The following is a 19,029-nucleotide window of genomic DNA, read 5'->3' on the forward strand; positions in this document are numbered from 1 at the left end:
AGAAGCTCATGCAAAGCTTCACGGTTGGTCACCTGCTCCACAAAGCCCCTTTCGGTGAGTACATCCAAAGCATTCTTTCCAACGGTCACGCTCATTCCCTTTCCACATCCAGAAGTTTCGTCACATGCACTACTTGGCGTACTCTACGGCCCGCGTCTCTCGAATGACGGTCACCTTGATTTGACCGGGATACGTCAGTTCATTTTCGATGCGTTTGGCTATGTCTTTGCTGAGAAGCACCGTGTCCGCGTCCCCGACCGATTCGTTTTCCACGATGATTCTCAACTCTCGGCCGGCTTGGATCGCATAAGCTTTCGATACGCCCTTAAAAGACATGGCGATCTTTTCGAGATTCTCCAGCCGTCGCACGTAGGATTCCAGAAGCTCCTTGCGCGCCCCAGGGCGCGCTCCCGAAAGGGCATCCGCCGCCTGAACCAGTATCGCCAGCACACTTTCTGCCGGCACGTCCTCGTGATGGGCGGCGATGGCATTGACAATTTCAGAGGACTCCCCATGTTTTTTGGCCAAATCCGCCCCTATCAAAGCGTGGGGACCTTCCACTTCGTGGTCCACCGCTTTGCCGATATCGTGGAGTAAGCCAGCTCTTTTGGCCTGTTTCTCGTTCAGACCCAACTCAGCTGCCATGACGCCACACAAAAACGCCACCTCTCTGGAATGTTGGAGCACATTCTGAGCGTAACTCGTGCGGTACTTGAGTTTCCCCAGAAGTTTGATGAGCTCAGGATCTATACCATGAACTCCCACATCGAAGGCCGCCTGCTCCCCGGCGTCCTTTATGGCCGTGTCGATTTCTTGACCCACCTTTTCCACGATTTCTTCAATACGGGCCGGGTGAATCCGCCCATCAGAAATGAGTCGCTCAAGCGAGAGCCGGGCCACCTCTCGCCTGATGGGATTGAAACCGGATAGGATAACGGCCTCAGGGGTGTCATCAATGATCAAATCAATGCCTGTCGTCGCCTCCAAGGCTCTGATGTTTCGACCCTCACGGCCGATTATGCGCCCTTTCATTTCGTCGTTCGGCAAATTGACCACGGAAACAGTCTTTTCCACGACATAGTCGCCGGCAAAACGTTGAATCGCCAGTGCAATGATTTCTTTGGCTTTTTTGTCCGCCTGTTCGCGAGCCTCCGCTTCCAGACGCTTCACCGTCAACGCCGCCTCGTGGCGTGCCTCGTCCTCAATGGACTTGACAAGCATTTCTTTCGCTTCCTGCGCCGAGATTCCCGACAAGGATTCCAGTTTTACCCTTTGGGCCTCAATGAGATCCTCAAGCTCCTTGGATCGCTGTTCCAGCTCCTTTTCCCTTTCCTGTAACCATTTTTCCTTTTTCGCAATGGCACTTTCCCGCTTATCGAGAGCTTCGGATTTCTTGTCGAGGTTCTCTTCCTTCTGAAGCAAACGCTTTTCGAGATTCTGGAGCTCTTTCCGAGTTTCTTTGGTTTCCTTTTCAAAATCCGCCTTCATGCGGAAGATGTTATCTTTCGCTTGAAGAATGGCCTCCTTCTTGAGAGTTTCAGCCTCCTTGCGGGCCTCTTCCACTAGGAGCTCCGACTCCCTCCTTTCCTTTTGGCTCTTGCGCTGGTGGGCCATACGCCAGCCAACGGCGCCGGCGCCAACTCCAACGATAAGAGCCAGCAGGGTCACGATGACCGTGCCGAGCTGTCCCATAGGGCTCTTCCTTTCTGTGTCTGGGCTCCGAAACTCTTTGTCCTTGGAGCCCTCGCGTTTTGACAGTGCTTCACACACCGTCCATGAAACGGCAAAAAGGACAAAAACGATAAAACCAACGCATGGAATTAGAGAGACTTACCTGGAGGGACGTTCGTGGACCCCTTTAACGCGGGAATCCCACGCGCGTTGAGCAGACAGGCAGCGTCTTTGAGGATTGAAGAAAGGGAACGCCCCCGCCTTGTGCCGTGTCGACAGTCGGTCTTGAACCGATTCAGCGAAGTGGGCGTTCCATCGTTTCTTTAGGCACGCCGACGTGGCGGCGCGCACACCGAAACGAGCGGGAACCCCCCGTTTGTTGGTGTTGGCTCAGGAACGCTCTCTCGATCACGAACACCGCAGGGGCTTAGCTGACAACGTCTCCCGGGCCGGATCCTTCGAAGCCCCATATCAATTTCTTATGCACCGCCACCCCTTCGGCTCCGTTAGGTTCATCCGTCATCCATCCTCCGCGGGCAATGGACCCTACCCTTCTCCTCATATCACGAATTGCCGCACCTCGTTCACCATCAAACCCGAGGATGCTTACGGCAATGTCACCGAAATGTGGTTCGGCTCCGCTCGCCTGAACTGCTACTTCCCTCTTGAAGCACCATATCGCGTTCTTTGGTGCTTCACACTCATATGTCTTGCCTTCTCTAAGCCACTTGAATCATAGAGCTTTCTTGGCTTCCCTCGAATTCTATGCGGAACATTGGAACAAAGTCAAGATTAAACTCACCATCCCCGCGAGCCGACTATTCCACTGTGACACTCTTTGCCAGGTTTCTTGGCTGATCCACATCGGTTCCCCGAAGATCCGCCATATGATAGGCCAACAATTGCAAAGGGACAGCAAAAAGGATCGGCGCAAGCCATGGGCTGCTTTTCGGCACACAAAACTGGAGAACGTCATCGCCAAGCCGGACATCGTGCTCGCCCTCGACGAATGCCAGGACCTTCCCGCCTCGCGCCTTCACTTCTTGGACATTTGACATCATCTTTTCATAAAGCGGGCCCTTCTGGATCAGGACCACCACGGGCATCTTCTCGTCAATCAGGGCAATGGGACCGTGTTTCATCTCACCCGCAGCATAGCCTTCGGCGTGGATGTAGGAAATTTCCTTCATTTTGAGCGCGCCTTCCAGGGCGATGGGAAAGAGCAGACCTCGCGCGAGATACAAGAAGTGATCTCTGTCCATGAACAGCCTCGCCCACTCACGGATAGTGTGTTCACCGTTGAGCACTTCTTCTATCTTTCCTGGCAGTTCACGAAGAGCTTGGATGTGATGGGACAGTTCTTTTCGCTGAAGCTTTCCCGCGCCATCGGCCCAGTACAGAGCAAAGAGAAACAGAGCCACAAGCTGCGTCGTGAAGGCTTTTGTGGAAGCCACTCCAATCTCCGGCCCGGCATGAGTGTAGAGGACGCCTTGGGCCATCCGCGCCAGGCTGCTCCCAACCACATTGACAATGGCTCGGCACGGGGCACCTCTTTCGAGTCCTTCCTTTAAGGCCGCTCGAGTGTCCGCGGTTTCACCGGACTGGCTGACCACCATCAAAAGCGTTTCATCGCTCAAAAGGGGGGCCCTATAGCGAAATTCCGATGCAAGGTCGACTTCCACAGGCAGGCGGCAAAACTGTTCCAAAATATACTTGCCCACCAGACACGCATGATATGAAGTACCGCACGCTACGAGATACATGCGATTTATAGATTTCACTAGAGAGTCCGTGATATTGAGATCGGCCAGCCGAAGGCGCTCCCGGTTGAGATCCACCGCGCTCCGTAAGGTGTCAATAATCGCTCTCGGCTGCTCAAAGATCTCCTTTTGCATAAAATGCTTGTAACCCGCTTTTTCCGCCGCCACAGGGTTCCAGTCTACGGTCTGCACGGTGTAGGAGCGCTGCTTTCCATCCAGCGTCTCAATCTGAATCCCATCCCGCCTTGCCACCACCACATCGTCATCCTCAAGAAGAATAACCCGCCGCGTCTGGTGCAGGATGGCCGGAATGTCGGAGGCAAAGTAAAAAGCCCCTTCACCGACGCCGAGGATAAGAGGACTTTCCCTGCGAGCCCCGAGCAAAATGTCCGGTTGCTTTTCGTTCAGAAAAACAACCGCAAAACTACCTCTTAGCTGGCGCAGCGTCGCCTTGACACTCTCCACATAATCTCCACCCGAGCGCCACTCATCTTCAAGCAGCTTGACGATCACCTCGGTGTCCGTCTCCGACGTGAACTCATAGCCTTTCGCCGACAACCGCTCCTTGATTTCCGCGTAATTTTCGATGATCCCATTGTGCACAACGGCAAACGGCCCAGATCGATGCGGATGCGCGTTCTCATCGCTTGGGGCCCCATGCGTCGCCCAGCGGGTGTGCCCAATCCCGATGGTTCCTTTCAAAGGGCTCAGGAGCAATCTTTTTTCCAATTCACGGATCTTTCCTGCACAGCGAACCGTCTGCAGCCCGCCCTTGTCGTCCAACACGGCGATTCCCGCACTATCGTAACCACGATACTCCAGCCGGCGAAGCCCTTCGACGATGATTTCCACACCGTCCCCGTTGCCGATATATCCGACGATCCCACACATGGGCAGACTCCTTTCGCCTCCGAATTCAACGCATCACCATCTTCTATATATTTCGGACGCGGCTATTGTCACCAAAAACAAAAAAGCCCCGTCGGTTCACCGCCGGGGCTTTCGATACGATGCAGTCGTGACCTATCGTCGTTCGGCAACTTTCAACCGCGCCAGAGCCCTCTGCAGAGCCGCTTGCGCTCGCGCAAACTCCACCCGGTCCTTCGCCTCCCTCAGACGGCGTTCCGCACGCTCTTTGGCCGCCTGAGCTCGGATCACATCGATGTCCGTCGCCTCTTCCGCTGCGGTCGCCAAGATCGTCACTTTATCAGGGAGGACCTCAGCATACCCACCCATAATGGCAACGTAACGTGTGCTGGCATCAATCTTGAAACGCAGCTCTCCGATTTTAAGCTTTGTCAGGAAGGGAATGTGGTTCACCAGCACGCCGAACTCCCCCAGCTCCCCAGGGGCGACCACCATGTCCACTTCCTCACTGAGCACCGTTCGGACCGGGGTGACAATTTCCAGCAGCAATTTTCCCGCCATCTCTGCTCACCGTTCCGTCAGAAGGTTAGGCCGCAGCCATCTGTTTGGCCTTCTCGATGGCCTCTTCGATGGTTCCCACCATGTAAAAAGCTTGTTCAGGAAGATCGTCGTGCTTGCCATCCACGATCTCCTTAAACCCTCGGATCGTGTCCTCGAGCTTCACATACTTGCCTTCCACACCGGTGAACTGCGCAGCCACGTGGAACGGTTGTGACAGGAACCGCTGGATCTTGCGGGCGCGGCCGACGATGATCTTGTCCTCGTCGGACAGTTCATCCATGCCGAGAATGGCAATGATGTCCTGTAAGTCCTTGTACTTCTGAAGGATCTGTTGCACCGTTCGTGCGGTCTGATAATGCTCAGTACCCAGGACGTTCGGATCCAAAATGCGCGACGTCGAATCCAACGGGTCCACAGCCGGGTAAATGCCCAGCTCCGCAATCTGCCGCGAGAGAACCACCGTCCCATCCAAGTGGGCGAATGTGGTCGCTGGTGCAGGGTCGGTCAAGTCGTCGGCCGGCACGTAAACGCACTGGACCGAGGTGATGGAGCCTTTGGTCGTCGACGTGATGCGCTCCTGCAATTCTCCGAGGTCCGTCCCGAGGGTCGGCTGGTAACCTACGGCCGACGGCATACGCCCGAGCAGGGCCGACACCTCAGCGCCTGCCTGCGTGAATCGGAAAATGTTGTCGATGAACAGAAGCACGTCTTGCCCTTCCACATCCCGGAAGTATTCGGCTACGGTCAGGGCGGACAGGGCTACGCGTGCCCGGGCTCCCGGAGGTTCTGTCATCTGCCCGTAGACCAACCCCGCACGCGGCAAGACACCCGATTCTTTCATTTCGAGGTACAGATCGTTGCCTTCCCGCGTTCGCTCACCGACGCCGGCGAAGACGGAGATCCCGCCGTGCTGCATGGCGATGTTGTGAATCATCTCCATCATAACGACCGTTTTACCCACGCCCGCTCCACCGAACATGCCCATCTTCCCACCGCGGGGAAACGGCACCAGCAGGTCGATCACCTTGACGCCCGTTTCCAGGACGTTGACCGACGTGTCCTGTTCGGTGAAAGCCGGAGCAGATCGGTGGATTGGCATGTACTCATCGGCATCAACCGGTCCGAGACCATCTACGGGTCGCCCAACGACGTTCAACACACGTCCAAGGACCTTCTTCCCCACAGGCATCTGTATGGGTTTTCCTGTGTCTTTCACCGGCATACCCCGCACCAGACCGTCTGTGAGGTCCATGGCGATGGTCCGCACGACGTTGTCTCCGAGATGCTGGGCGACCTCCAAAACCAGGTTGTCCTCTTCATCGCTGAGTCCAGGATTGCTTACCAGCAGTGCGGTCAGAATCGGCGGCAGCTTCCCTTCTTCGAACTCAACGTCCACCACGTTTCCAATGACTTGCACAATCTTTCCGATATTCATGTGGCCCGTTACCTCCTTAATGATTTGCCGAACCATCGCTTATTTCTTGAGAGCTTCAGCGCCACCCACAATATCCATAAGCTCCTTGGTGATCGACGCCTGGCGCGCTTTGTTGTACGTGAGCGTCAAGCTGCGCACCATCTCCTTACAGTTGTTGGTGGCGTTTTCCATTGCCGTCATCCGGGCCGCATGCTCGCTGACCGCCGTCAGGTAGAAGCAGTCCAGGAGTTGGTTGTACACATAGTTGGGCAGCAAGTCGTTCAGAAGCTCCTGATGCGATGGCTCAAAAAGATATTCCCGCGCATCCCCCTCGCCCTGAGTCTCCGGCACTATGGGCAGTAGCCGGATCAGTCGCGGTTCCTGCTTCACCATGCTGCGGAAATGGCTGTAGATCACATAGACTTCGTCGGCATCGCCGTCTAAAAACAGATCAATCAGTTCCCGACCGAGTCGAAACGCGTCGTCGTAGTTTGGCTTGTTGAGCAGCCCGGTAAGCTCCGCACGCATGGCATACCGACGGCGTCGGAAATAATCGCGCCCCTTCCGACCCCCAGCCGTTAGCGAGACTTCAAGGCCTTCACGCCGCTTCTGGGTGATGAACCGCTCGGCCGTCACGATAAGGTTGTTGTTGAAGCTGCCGCACAAGCCACGGTCCGCCGTAAGGAGCACCAGCTCGATTTTCTTCACTTCCTCCCGCGGTGTCATGAGCTGGAACGTACCATCGGGCTCGACCCCCGCCGCCAGCCTTCCAATGACCTCCCGAAACTTCTCCGCGTAGTTTCGGAAGCGTTCCATGTTATCCTGCGCACCCCGCAGTTTCGCCGCCGCCACCATGTTCATGGCCTTGGTGATCTGCGAGGTCTTCTTTACCGCTTCGATTTTCCTTTTGATGTCCCGAAGGGTCGCCATACCCGCCTCTTTTCAGCACGCCAACTGCCTCGAGTTACCCTTGAAAGACCTCTGCGAACTCCTCGAGCGCCTTGGCCATCTTCTTGTCCAGTTCTTCGCTGATGACCTTCTTCTCCTTGATTTCTTGGAAGATCTCAGGGTATTTTCTTTCAATAAAGGCGAGCATTTGGCTCTCGTACGCGCCAACCTTCTCCACGGGGATCTTGTCCAGATACCCTCGGGTACCCGCATACAACGCCATGACCTGCTTTTCCGCAGGCATCGGCTGGTATTGCGGTTGTTTCAGCAGTTCCACGAGGCGCATGCCGCGGTTGAGCTGCTGCTGCGTCGCTTTGTCCAGGTCGCTCCCGAACTTGGCAAACGCTTCCAACTCTCTGTATTGCGCCAGGTCGAGGCGCAGACGACCGGCAACTTGCTTCATCGCTTTGGTCTGTGCCGCGCCGCCCACTCGGGAAACCGAGAGCCCAACGTTGATGGCCGGACGCACACCGGCAAAGAACAGGCCGGGCTCCAAATAGATCTGCCCATCCGTAATGGAGATGACGTTTGTGGGGATATACGCCGACACGTCCCCAGCCTGAGTTTCAATAATGGGCAGAGCCGTCAACGAGCCACCGCCGAGTTTGTCGTTGAGCTTCGCGGCACGCTCCAACAACCGGGAGTGGTTGTAGAAAATATCGCCGGGATAGGCTTCCCGTGCCGGGGGACGTCGAAGCAGCAGTGACACTTGCCTATAGGCTGCCGCTTGCTTGGACAGGTCGTCATAAATGATCAGGGCATGCCGTCCGGTGTCGCGATAGTACTCGCCCATGGCGCACCCAGCGTAGGGCGCGATGTATTGCAGAGGCGCAGGGTCACTCGCGCACGCCGCCACGACGACGGTGTACTCCATGGCTCCATGGCGTCGCAAAGTCTCCACCACCTGTGCCACCGTCGATTTCTTTTGGCCCACGGCGACATAAATACAGATGATCCCGCTATCCTTCTGATTGATGATAGCATCCACGGCAATGGCGGTTTTTCCGATTTGCCGGTCGCCGATGATCAGTTCCCGCTGTCCACGACCCACCGGGGTCATCGCGTCAATGGCCTTCAGCCCCGTATACATGGGCTCATTCACCGGCTGCCTTGCGATAACACCGGGCGCAATGCGCTCAATCCGCGCAAATTCTTTGGCCTCAATCGGTCCTTTTCCATCCAACGGATTGCCCACAGGGTCCACGATCCGTCCGATCACCGCATCGCCCACGGGAACCTCGGCGATCCTTCCGGTCCTGCGGACTTCGGCCCCTTCTTTGATGTGGATGTCTTCGCCCATGATGGCCACACCCACATTATCTTCTTCGAGGTTGAGGGCCAAGCCATAGATGGGTCCGTGATCCGTAGGGAACTCAAGCAATTCCATGGACATGCACTTCTCGACACCGTAGACGCGCGCGATGCCGTCACCGACGGAGAGGACACGTCCGGTTTCGCTGAGCTCAACCTTCTTCTCGTAGTCTTTGATCTGTTCGCGGATAATTTGGCTGATTTCTTCGGCTCTGATTTCCATTAACCCAGCTCACCCCTTTTCAAAGATTCTTTGATTGCCTGTAACTGCGTTCGCACGCTGCCATCTATCACCAGGTCGCCAATGCGAGCCACAGCCCCCCCGATCAGACTCGGATCTTGCTGGAACTCGATGACGATTTTCTTACCGGTCACCCGACCCAGGGTTTCCGCGATCTTTGCGATCGCCGCCTCATCCAGCTTGATCGCTGCGCTCAGCTTTGCCCGAGCGACATTAAAGTGCTCGTCGGTCAGCCGCTGAAAGTATTGGGATATCTCCGGTAAATTGCGAATTCTCCCCTTCTCCACCAGCAACGTCCCGAAGCTTCGCATTACAGCGCTCATCTCTGTCTTGTCTGCCAGCGTACGGAATACGGACTTTTTCACGTCCTCTGGGTAGAGGGGGTTAGCCAGGGCGTCCATGATCGCCGGCTGCTGATCGAGGAGCTGGACAAATGCTTGCAGCTCTTGGCCGTACTCGGTCAGCTTCCCGTCCTCTAAGGCAAGATTGAACAGGGCCTTGGCGTATCGTTTGGCGACAATTAAGTTCTTCACTTTGCCTCCACCGCCTTTGTGATGAATTCGTCAATCAACCGATCCTGATCCTCGGGCCTGATATTCTTCTTGAGGAGATCCTCCGCGGCGCTCACGGACAGCTCAGCGATCTCCTCTTGTAAGCTTTCTTTGGCCGCCTTGATTTCCTGTTGAATGGCCAACCGTGCTTGTTCCTTGATGTATTGAGCTTGTTTTTCGGCGGCTTGAATGATCTTCTGCTTTTCTGTCTCACCCTCTTGGATATATTCGGCCAGAATCTGCTCTGTCTCTTTGTCGAGTGCTGCCAGCTTTGCCTGATATTCCGCCGCCTTAGCTTCAGCTTCTTTTTTCTTCACTTCGAGGTCGCTCAACAACCTCTCGATATTCTCCCGCCTCGAGGAAAAGAAATTCGCTATGGGCTTTTTGAGCAGCTTAACGAGGATTGCCACCATAATGGCAAAGTTCATCAGTCGCAGAAAAAAGTCTTTCCACGGCAACCCGGCCTCATGCCCTCCCCCTGCTGACCCGTAGGCCGCGGTCGCCACACAAAGGCTTACCATGACAAGTGCCGCCGACGTCGTCTTCCACCCTTTCATCGATCGCCCCTTCAATCTAGGATACCTCAGCCTACCCGAGATCACAGATTGCGCCCCAGGATCCGTTGCGCCATATCCTTCGAGAACTCTTGGATCTGCGCCTGAAGTTGAGCCCGCACCTGGCCGATTTCCTTCTGGATCTTTTCACGCACCGCCTGAACCTCCCGAGCGGCTTCTTCTGAAGCCTGACTGAGGAGGTCTTTCTCCATGCGATATGCTGCCTCTTTGAGCTCCTGCACTTTTTCGCGGCCGGCGGCGCGCGCGGCTTTCAGCTTCTCTTCAAATTCCCGCAGCGCCTTCTGTGCTTCGCTCTCTGCTTTGTCGATGCCGGCCCTGCGCTTGCTGACCAGTTCGCTCCTTTGGGCCACAAGACGCCGGATCGGTCTATACAGCACCAGGTTCATGAGCACTAAAAGCAGGAGGAAGTTTGCCATCTGGATGAAAAGTGTCACATCGACGTTGATCATGGTCTCCCCACCCTCACTCTAGTAGTTGCCACGCCCACGACAGCGCTCAGATCGCCTTTTGCCGTCGTGACCTTGCTATCGTTGTTGATCCCTACAAGTGGGTTTGTGCATATATTCCGACCGGATCCCGGGCCGGAACCTTTAGATGGAACAGTGCTTAGCACACCTCGACAGGGTTGGCAAGCGAAAAAGTAAAAAAAATCACAATGCCCCTCCGCCTCCCCGTCACCCCTTTGCCCCGCTATTCGGGACGAAAGGCGTACCGACGCATGGACACATTTTCGATCAGACCGACAGCAGCGCACAGCGTGAGCAGAGACGATCCTCCATAACTCACAAAGGGTAGCGTGATCCCCACCACAGGCAGAAGGCCGATGACCATACCAATGTTGATCATCGACTGCCACATGATCAGTGAGGTCATGCCGACCACAATGAGCATCCCGAAGCGATCCTTCGCCCTTCCGGCAACTCGAAAGGCTGCGCAAATGAAAAGAAAAAAAAGCGCAATCATGACGGTGCACCCCCAGAATCCCCACTCCTCAGCCCACACAGAAAAAATAAAATCGGTATGCTTTTCTGGAAGGAACCGCAGTTTGTTCTGAGTCCCCTTCAAGAACCCTTTCCCCCACAGCATACCTGAACCCACGGCGACTTTGGATTGGATCGTATGGTAGCCGCTACCCATGGGATCCCGTTCAGGCGCCAATACCGTGCGGATCCGTTCCTTTTGGTATTCTTTCATGCCGTAATGCCACAACGGGTAAATGCTGAGTATTCCTACAATTGCGACGGCAATGAAATATCTCCACCGAATCCCGAAAACAAACAGCATGGTAAAAGATATGGCCAGCAGGCACAGGGTCGTCCCCAAGTCCGGTTCCACAAGGATCAGAAACGCCGGGGCTAAAACATAGCCAAATGCAGGAAGCATCTGCTTCAGCGGGGGAAAGGGTTCCACATCCTGGGAGGAAAAAGATCGAGCCAACTGGAGCACAAGGGCCAACTTCATAAACTCCGACGGCTGAAGGTTAAAGCCTCCAATATTGAGCCACCTTCTCGACCCTTTGATGCCGTCTCCCACAACAAGCACCACGGCCAGCGCCACGAGCGTCACCACGTAGATCCATGGGGCCAGTTTTTTCAGCTTCTGGTAATCCACCAACAGTGTGAAAAGAAAAATCAGGCACCCCAAGGCAAACCAGAGGACTTGCTTCAGGAAAAGATTTCGCGTCGGGTTGACCTGGATTTGAGTGTATAGGGCACTGTAAAGGGATGTCAGACCTAGGCAGGAGATGGCAAAAAAAAGAAACACGATCGTCCAGTCAAAATTTTCCACAAGACGCCGATCCATCATGTGCCTAATCCCCTTCGTCCGGCGGAACCGGCGACGTCCCGCTCGTCTCCGAATTCCGTAATTGCGGGTAAGACTTTTCCAAAAATTTTCGCATCACCCTTTGGGCCAACGGCGCAGCTCCCGAAGACCCATGGCCCCCATGTTCTACGATGACCGCCACAACGATCTCAGGTTTCTCGGCCGGCCCATACCCGACAAACCAAGCGTGGTCCCGTTCATGCTCGGCAAGTGCTCGCTGATGGGCCTTCCTGTTGACGTTTTCCGCCATTCGAACAACCTGGGCCGTTCCGGTCTTTCCCGCAAGAGTCACTTCCTTCAGGGCAATCCCGTGCGCCGTTCCCCGACTGTCATTGACAACTCCCACAAGACCCTTTTTCACGAGATCCAAGGTTTCCTTGCGCACCTGGAGCTTTCTCCGGACCTTCGGCTTCACCACATCTCCTTCTCCATCGTTGGCAGCCTCTATCCGGGTCACCAGTTTGGGAACCCAGAGGGTTCCTCCATTCACCAGGGCCGCGTAGGCCATGGCAGCCTGAAGCGGTGTCACCTGATCAAAACCCTGTCCGATGGAGATGGACAAGGTCTCACCTTTTTGCCAAGGAATGCCCGTGGCCTTCAACTTCCACTCTCGCGTCGGAATAATTCCCGCTCGTTCTGAAGGGAGTTCCACCCCACTCAGCTCCCCCATGCCGAACATCTTGGCGTAAGCAGCGATTGTGTCCACTCCCAGCTTCATTCCCAAGGTGTAGAAATACACGTCGCACGATTCCGCGATAGCCCGGTAGAGATCCACACCTCCATGCCCTGAATCTCTCCAGCAACGGTACCGGCGCCCGGCAAACGGATAATAACCCGGGCATGAAACAATGCTCGACGGGGTCACCAGACCCTCTTCCAACGCTGCCACGGCGACAAATGGCTTATAAGTGGATCCCGGCGGATAGGCCGACGAAACAGCTCGGTTGAGCAAAGGATGGCTGGAATCTGCCACAAGCTTCTTCCATTCCTCGAGCGTCATCCCTCGCACGAACCGTTCTTGGTCAAAGGTCGGACTGCTCGCCATAGCCAGAATTTCTCCGGTGTTCGGATCCACTGCGACGATGGCTCCCACCTTACCTTGCAAGCACTTTTCGGCCTCCCTTTGCACGTCCAAGTCAACCGTCAACCACATGTCTCTTCCGGGAATCGGCAGGCGCTCTTGTAAAGAACGAATCTGCCTGCCCAGCGCGTCCACCTCGACCTGCCGCCAACCGCTTTGGCCCCGGAGGAACTTTTCCAGGGCTTTCTCAACACCGCCTTTCCCGATAAACTCCCCGGATTGATAGTCTCTGAAGTTCTCCTTTTTCAGTTCCTCTTCGGAAATTTCACCCAGGTAACCCACCAAATGAGCCGCCGTTCCGCTCAGCTTGTATCCACGACGTGGCTCCACTTCCACATAAACTCCGGGCAGCCGAAGCCGACGTGCTTCCACCCGTGCCAAGGTGTCTCGGTCGATATCCGCGATGAGTCTGACGGGTTCAAAGCGCCTCTTGGACTTGTTCGCCTCGAGTACGGCCAACAATTCTTCCAGGCTCTTCTCGCTCAAGTGGCTGATGGTTCGTAGAGTCGCTTGAAGGCTCTCCTCGTCTTTAATGTCTTCGCGAACGAGCATGAGATGAAACGCCGGTCGGTTCTCGACAAGGGGCACACCATTCCTGTCAAAAATAATCCCCCGGGGCGATTGAATAGTTTCCGTGCGGATGCGGTTGTTTTCAGATCGAGCGCGGTAGTAGGGCCCTTTGATGACTTGGAGATACCATAGTTGGGCCACATAAACGGCGAAAACCACAAAAGCGAAAAGTGCAATGATACGGGACTGTCGTTCGAAGACCGCACGCTCGTTGGCTTCCCAGTCAATAAGTTGCAATCCCCGGGCATCTGCCTGAAATAAAGATTGAAACCTTTGTTTACCATTCTTACTCTTGGTGCCGAGCATCGCGGTGCCCCGAACCGTGGCTGTTGGTTCTATGTCTCTTTTTCACCCAAAATCCATTGAATGGGGATCATGACGAAAGGCGCTGTGAATATCGAAAAGATTACTTGTCCTGCAGTGGATCGCAGAGAGCCCCCCGGGTCTGAAAGACCACCCACAATCACGGCCGATCCTAGATTTTGAATCATCACCCCAAACCCGGCCAGCAACACACGATAGACCATGGCGCTCATGTCCATCTGAGCGCTCCATAAACGATGCAGGAAAAGGAGTCCAAGATAGGTTCCGCAATGAACACCCCACGGGCGTCCCTGAAACACGTCGCCCACGTAACCCCAAAAAAAGCCCCATGGAATAGAGGCGATCAAGGGGATGCGCCCGACCAGTTCGGTGCAGACGGCCACCATAAGGTTGGCCTGGGCCCACGTCCACGGGAGGCGCCTTATGATCACCGACTGCAATACAAAGATCAGTAGAGAATACCCGAAAAATACAATGATTATCCGACCCCACGGGTTTCTCTCCTTTTGATTCAGTCTTCCCACAGCCACGGGTTTCATTCCTTGGTCGCCCCTTCCCGCCATTGCCCAGGAAAATTCGGCAAAACCTTCAGGATTAAAACCTCCTGCAGGACGCTCAACTGCGCCGTGGGCACAACCACGATTTGTTGGAAAAGCGCGGAAGGATCTTTGGTCACTTGTTTCACAATCCCGAGGCGTAATCCTTCCGGGAAGAGCCCGTCCTTTCCGGAAGTGACCACCAAATCTCCCGGCCGCACATCCTGATTGCTCCGCACGTACCGCAATTCGCACGTCTCCGCGTCCAGTCCATTGAGAACCCCGCGAACTCGATTTCGCTGAACCAAGGCGTCCACCGCGCAGTCCCGATCTGTCAAAAGCAGGACCCTTGCAAAGTGGTCCGAGACATCTAGAACGTAACCTACCACCCCTTCATCACTCACAACGGGCATGTCCGTATGGACACCTTCACGAAAGCCTTTATTGACAATGATGGTTCGCGACCATCCCACCACGTTTTGAATCACAACCTCCGCCGCCAGGGTGTCCATCTGGAGACTCTGTCGAAAATCCAAAAGCCTTCTGAGCCTTTGGTTTTCCAGAAAGGCTTCCTGATAGCGGACCAGTTCGTTTTCTAGGAAAGCCTGTTGCCTTTTCAGGCGTTCGTTTTCTTGCCGAAGGTGACGCAACGCCACATACTGCTGGACCCAATTTTCGATCGCGTATGTCGCCTTGCGGGAAGCGTGCAGAAGCGGCCCCAACACCTCCACCACCGCACGTTGGATCACATCCATTTGGGCTGGGGCTCGGAAATTGTGCGACAGGATATAAAGCACAGTCCCACCCATCACCACAAACACGGCCAACAGCCGCACTCGGCGCAGCCACTCCGGCATCTCTTGGTCACCTACGGCGCGAAGGCAAGGGAACGACAGATTCGGGCAGTGCGCCCGGCAAGGGCAAAATGAGGCCCTGCCAGGACTGTTTCACCCGTCAACTGAGAACCTCTTTGAGGATTTCGATGTCTTCCAGAGCCTTTCCAGATCCTAACACAACCGTCGCTAAAGGGTCCTCTGTGAGCACCACCGGAAGACCTGTCTCCAGACGAAGCAAATGGTCCAAGTTGCGAAGGAGCGCCCCCCCTCCCGTCAGCACGATTCCCCGATCCACAATGTCCGCTGCCAACTCGGGCGGAGTCTGCTCCAAGGCCGTTTTCACCGTCTCCACAATGGTATCGATTTGCTCTTGGATGGACTCCCTGACCTCATCCGAATTGATCTCTATGGTTTTGGGTATGCCGCTGACCAAATCCCGACCCTTGATGTGCATGGTTTCGATCTGACCAGTCGGGTAGGCGTTGCCCAGGGTCGTCTTAATCAGCTCCGCGGTCCGCTCACCAATGAGCAGGTTGTACTTGCGCTTGATGTGCTGCAAGATTGCCACATCCATTTTGTCCCCACCCACGCGCACCGAACGGCTGTAAACGATCCCTGCAAGGGAGATCACGGCCACCTCTGTCGTCCCACCGCCAATGTCCACGATCATGTTGCACACAGGTTCTGTAATGGGCAGGCCGGCACCGATCGCTGCCGCCATTGGCTCTTCGATGAGATACACTTCACGGGCTCCTGCCGATTCAGCAGATTCTCGAACCGCCCGCCGTTCAACCTGCGTCACGCCAGAAGGGACCGCCACGATGATCCGAGGACGCACGAGACTTCTGCGGTTGTGGACCTTGCGGATGAAGTACCGGAGCATGGCCTCGGCGACCTCGAAATCGGCGATCACCCCGTCTTTCATGGGACGAATCGCTTCAATGGTCCCCGGCGTCTTGCCCAACATGAGCTTTGCGTCTTTGCCAACCGCCACCACTTGAGTGTTCTGGCCCGTCGTTCGCTTCACAGCCACCACAGAAGGTTCACAGAGCACAATCCCTTTGCCCTTGACATAGACGAGTGTGTTGGCCGTGCCCAAATCAATAGCCAAGTCGTTAGAAAACCATCCCAAAATGCGATTTAAAAGCATAAACATTTCCTCTCTGTGGTAGGATCCGCTGGAGTCAATGAGCTCTATCACTTTGACGCTTTTTGCGCAATCGCTTCCTAACCGGAGTGGGAAATTCCGTGAAAGCCCTTCTGCTGCAACTGCCCGTTCAATCGCACGACTACGCGTATCCCGCCGAAAACATCGCGTTAGGCGCGGGGTACCTGAAGGCTTATGCTGAAACCGTCCTGTCACCTGAGGTCACCATTGTGCTGGCCCCACAAGACATTGTCAATCATGGCGGCGACCATGCCGTTGTGGAATGGATCGTCTCGCAGGAGCCCGAAGTGGTCGGTTTCAGTTGCTATGTGTGGAACGTGGAAAGATCGTTAGCCATTGCACGAAGAGTCAAGGATCAGTGTCCTCGGGCGGTCGTCGTGATCGGAGGACCTGAAGTCACGCCGGATAATGATTTTTTAAGCACAACCGGCGGCTTCGATTTGGGTATCGTCGGCGAGGGAGAAAGGGCGTTTGCCGAAACGCTCCTGAGTCTGTCGTCCGGAATGCCTGCCTCTGCGACCATTCCAGGACTCTTGATTCCCTCAGATCAACGAGGTTTCGTGGCTAATTCGTCCATACCCGTCAACAAACTGGATTCCATACCTTCGCCATATCTTTCGGGAGCGCTTACCCCTTCCGATGCAGGCACACTCATGCTGGAAACGGTGCGCGGTTGTCCCAACCGCTGCGCCTATTGCTATTACCACAAGAGGTTTCCCCAAGTACGGCTTTTCTCCTTGGACCGGGTGAGAAGGGAACTCGAGTGGGCGGCGACTCGTTCGGTTTCGGAAATCTATTTTGTGGATCCCTGCTTCACCCGAAGAAAAGACCTCCCTGCACTCTTGGAAGCCATCACGCGCGCACGAGCTATTCATCCCTTTACGTTTCAATGCGAATGCATTGCCGAAGACATCTCGCCTCCTCTCGCCCGGTCCTTGGCACAAGCCGGTCTAACACAGGTGGAGGTGGGCCTGCAGACCATCAACCCCAGGGCCTTGGCAAGGATCGGACGCCGTTTCCACCGCCGCCGTTTTGTTGACGGCATCCGAGCCCTTCGGGGCGAAGGCATACGGGTCATGGTCGACATCATGGTCGGCCTCCCTGAAGATACCCTGGATGATGTGAAAAGATGCATCGACTTTGTCGTCGATTGTGACCTCTTTGACGAATTGAGTGTCTACACACTGAGTCTGCTTCCCGGCACTGAACTTCGCCGACAAGCCACCGAACTTCAGATCACGTGGGATCCTCGACCGCCTTATCACGTCATTCGAACACCCCACATGGACCCCGAAGATATCCGGAAGGCTTACGAATATGCCGAAGCAGCCAGCGGGGTAGATTTTTTTCCCCCTGATATCCCCGATCCCTTAGAGCCACCCGAGGTTCGGCACATCGGTTCCCACGTTGTTGCTTTTCCCGTAGAAAAGACTATCCAGATCTTTCAAGCTTCAGAAGCCGGCCCGGAACCTCTGCCGGTGTTGCGTTTTCCTTCCGTGGGGCAGGCCATTGTCGTTTATGTTTCAGCACATACCGTATGGTGCTTAGAGGATCCCGTTGTGTTGGAGGTCTTTTTCCGCATCTTCGAGAAAAATCCATGGACACTTCTCAGCTTCGTCGTCTCCCTGGAAAATCCCGTCTTTCCGTGGTCCGTAGTTTTTTCCGTCGCAGAGCGCGTGCAGGCGTCACGGGATCACGTCTTAGACCGTGAGTCCTTTTCCACGCTGGATCCTGTCCGCTCGGTCCAGATCCTGGCTCGAATCCCCGGGCCTTCGGGACGAACGGTTCTCGTGCGCTTTCCTTTAGCCGGTTGGCAAGAATCCGAAAAAGCACCGACAGGATTGAAACCGCCGGTGGATCAGGCGTGGGTCGGCCTCCCTGATGACCTCCTTCCAGAAGAGGAAAGCTCGTGGCTCCAAGACATATGGGCGTTTTGCCCGTCCCACATTTTCCGACTACGCCTCGGCGACGGCTAGATCCTCCTTGGGAACGCTTCTAGGCCCCCGTGGGACTCGTCTCGAGAAAAGCAAAAACTAACTCCGCCACCTTTTTGCCCGACAGGAGCATTCCGCCAAAGATCGGCCCCATACGGGGCCCTCCGAAAGTCGCATTGGCCGCCATGCCCGCCACAAAAAGCCCTGGGAACACTTCCCGTGTGTTTTCCAGGGTCAGCCGCTCCGCCTCTTCAGACCACATGGACTTTTCACCCATGAGTCCACCGCTGGGCGTCTTCAAGTTCCCGGGGACCTTCCTATGGACAACCTGCACCACCTCCGTGTCATGTCCAGTGGCGTCGATCACGGCCCGTGCCCGGATCGCCAACGGATCCACGTGCAAACCCGCCATGTCGACAGCCGTCCAGTTGATGACCAGCCCCACGATCCCTTCGGGTCGCATGACCACATCTTCCACGCTCACGGCATTGAAAATGGGCGCCCCGGCTTTGACACACCGCGAGGTCAAGGTCGATGCCGTCTCCACGGCATCCGCCGTATAGTATCCTTCTTCGTAGAGTCGCGTGCTCACGCCCAGTTCCTCCAAAACATGGCACGCTTCCTCTTGAACCACGATTTCATTGAACAGCATCCCGCCACCCCAGATGCCCCCGCCCACGCTGAGTTTTCTCTCGAAGACAGCCACCTTTTTCCCAGCCGAAGCCAAGCAGTAACCCGCCACAAGACCCGATGGACCCGCACCCACGATGGCCGCATCCAAATCCAGGATCCCTCGGATTTTTTCGAAATAACGATCGATAATCGCCTTTGTGATGATCCTCTCATCCAGCGCCATA

At 55.5% G+C, this 19,029-nt stretch carries 17 protein-coding genes and 1 other RNA gene (1 of these 18 running past the window's edge); 1 reads left to right on the forward strand and 17 read right to left on the reverse strand.

Annotated elements, in window-relative coordinates; genetic code table 11:
* The 16 genes from tyrS to ACZ5K9_RS06985 form a co-directional block, all read right to left on the reverse strand.
* A protein-coding gene (gene tyrS / locus ACZ5K9_RS06910) for a tyrosine--tRNA ligase (RefSeq protein ID WP_464273688.1) crosses the window boundary here: on the reverse strand, positions 1 to 95 show its 5' end (the start). Its footprint begins 1,210 nt before the window's first position; 95 of the gene's 1,305 nt are visible here — the first part of the coding sequence; the start codon lies at positions 93 to 95; its stop codon lies beyond the left edge, outside the window.
* Between the two features lie 34 nt (positions 96 to 129).
* Positions 130 to 1,692, reverse strand: a complete 1,563-nt coding sequence (rny, locus tag ACZ5K9_RS06915; RefSeq protein ID WP_464273689.1) for a ribonuclease Y — start codon at positions 1,690 to 1,692, stop codon at positions 130 to 132.
* Between the two features lie 229 nt (positions 1,693 to 1,921).
* Positions 1,922 to 2,100: non-coding RNA, 6S RNA (gene ssrS / locus ACZ5K9_RS06920), on the reverse strand.
* A 389-nt stretch (positions 2,101 to 2,489) separates the two neighbouring features.
* Positions 2,490 to 4,322 carry a glutamine--fructose-6-phosphate transaminase (isomerizing) gene (gene glmS, locus ACZ5K9_RS06925; protein WP_464273690.1) on the reverse strand — a complete coding sequence of 611 codons (1,833 nt, stop codon included), beginning with the start codon at positions 4,320 to 4,322 and terminating at the stop codon, positions 2,490 to 2,492.
* A 132-nt stretch (positions 4,323 to 4,454) separates the two neighbouring features.
* Positions 4,455 to 4,859 (reverse strand): F0F1 ATP synthase subunit epsilon, encoded by a 405-nt coding sequence (locus ACZ5K9_RS06930; RefSeq protein WP_464273691.1) that lies wholly within the window; start codon positions 4,857 to 4,859, stop codon positions 4,455 to 4,457.
* A 25-nt stretch (positions 4,860 to 4,884) separates the two neighbouring features.
* Positions 4,885 to 6,294 carry a F0F1 ATP synthase subunit beta gene (gene atpD, locus ACZ5K9_RS06935; protein ID WP_464273692.1) on the reverse strand — a complete coding sequence of 470 codons (1,410 nt, stop codon included), beginning with the start codon at positions 6,292 to 6,294 and terminating at the stop codon, positions 4,885 to 4,887.
* A gap of 39 nt (positions 6,295 to 6,333) precedes the next feature.
* Positions 6,334 to 7,203 carry an ATP synthase F1 subunit gamma gene (gene atpG / locus ACZ5K9_RS06940; RefSeq protein ID WP_464273693.1) on the reverse strand — a complete coding sequence of 290 codons (870 nt, stop codon included), beginning with the start codon at positions 7,201 to 7,203 and terminating at the stop codon, positions 6,334 to 6,336.
* Between the two features lie 34 nt (positions 7,204 to 7,237).
* Entirely contained in the window at positions 7,238 to 8,755 is a 1,518-nt protein-coding gene (gene atpA, locus ACZ5K9_RS06945; RefSeq protein ID WP_464273694.1) for a F0F1 ATP synthase subunit alpha, read from the reverse strand.
* Complete coding sequence (gene atpH / locus ACZ5K9_RS06950) at positions 8,755 to 9,306, reverse strand: ATP synthase F1 subunit delta (RefSeq protein WP_464273695.1); 552 nt, start codon at positions 9,304 to 9,306, stop codon at positions 8,755 to 8,757. Before atpH ends, atpA begins: the two co-directional genes overlap by 1 nt.
* Entirely contained in the window at positions 9,303 to 9,881 is a 579-nt protein-coding gene (gene atpF, locus ACZ5K9_RS06955) for a F0F1 ATP synthase subunit B (protein ID WP_464273696.1), read from the reverse strand. Before atpF ends, atpH begins: the two co-directional genes overlap by 4 nt.
* A 41-nt stretch (positions 9,882 to 9,922) precedes the next feature.
* Positions 9,923 to 10,348 (reverse strand): ATP synthase F0 subunit B, encoded by a 426-nt coding sequence (locus tag ACZ5K9_RS06960; protein WP_464273697.1) that lies wholly within the window; start codon positions 10,346 to 10,348, stop codon positions 9,923 to 9,925.
* Between the two features lie 241 nt (positions 10,349 to 10,589).
* Entirely contained in the window at positions 10,590 to 11,705 is a 1,116-nt protein-coding gene (gene rodA / locus ACZ5K9_RS06965) for a rod shape-determining protein RodA (RefSeq protein ID WP_464273698.1), read from the reverse strand.
* Positions 11,706 to 11,709: 4 nt separating this feature from the next.
* Positions 11,710 to 13,611 (reverse strand): penicillin-binding protein 2, encoded by a 1,902-nt coding sequence (gene mrdA / locus ACZ5K9_RS06970; protein WP_464273699.1) that lies wholly within the window; start codon positions 13,609 to 13,611, stop codon positions 11,710 to 11,712.
* 98 nt (positions 13,612 to 13,709) lie between these two features.
* Positions 13,710 to 14,237 (reverse strand): hypothetical protein, encoded by a 528-nt coding sequence (locus ACZ5K9_RS06975; protein WP_464273700.1) that lies wholly within the window; start codon positions 14,235 to 14,237, stop codon positions 13,710 to 13,712.
* A complete protein-coding gene (mreC, locus tag ACZ5K9_RS06980; protein WP_464273701.1) occupies positions 14,234 to 15,091 on the reverse strand; it encodes a rod shape-determining protein MreC in 858 nt (285 codons plus the stop codon). Before mreC ends, ACZ5K9_RS06975 begins: the two co-directional genes overlap by 4 nt.
* A gap of 97 nt (positions 15,092 to 15,188) precedes the next feature.
* The gene (locus ACZ5K9_RS06985) at positions 15,189 to 16,220 is read right to left on the reverse strand and encodes a rod shape-determining protein (protein WP_464273702.1); all 1,032 of its coding nucleotides are present in this window, start codon (positions 16,218 to 16,220) and stop codon (positions 15,189 to 15,191) included.
* Between the two features lie 98 nt (positions 16,221 to 16,318).
* Between ACZ5K9_RS06985 and ACZ5K9_RS06990 the strand changes: the two genes are divergently transcribed.
* Positions 16,319 to 18,214, forward strand: a complete 1,896-nt coding sequence (locus ACZ5K9_RS06990; protein WP_464273703.1) for a B12-binding domain-containing radical SAM protein — start codon at positions 16,319 to 16,321, stop codon at positions 18,212 to 18,214.
* A gap of 19 nt (positions 18,215 to 18,233) precedes the next feature.
* Here ACZ5K9_RS06990 and ACZ5K9_RS06995 read toward each other — a convergent pair whose 3' ends face one another.
* Positions 18,234 to 19,028: a sulfide-dependent adenosine diphosphate thiazole synthase gene (locus ACZ5K9_RS06995; protein WP_464273704.1), complete on the reverse strand. Its 795-nt coding sequence runs from the start codon at positions 19,026 to 19,028 to the stop codon at positions 18,234 to 18,236.
* Between the last annotated feature and the right edge of the window lies 1 nt (position 19,029).

The sequence above is a fragment of the Desulfosoma profundi genome, from assembly GCF_055387865.1.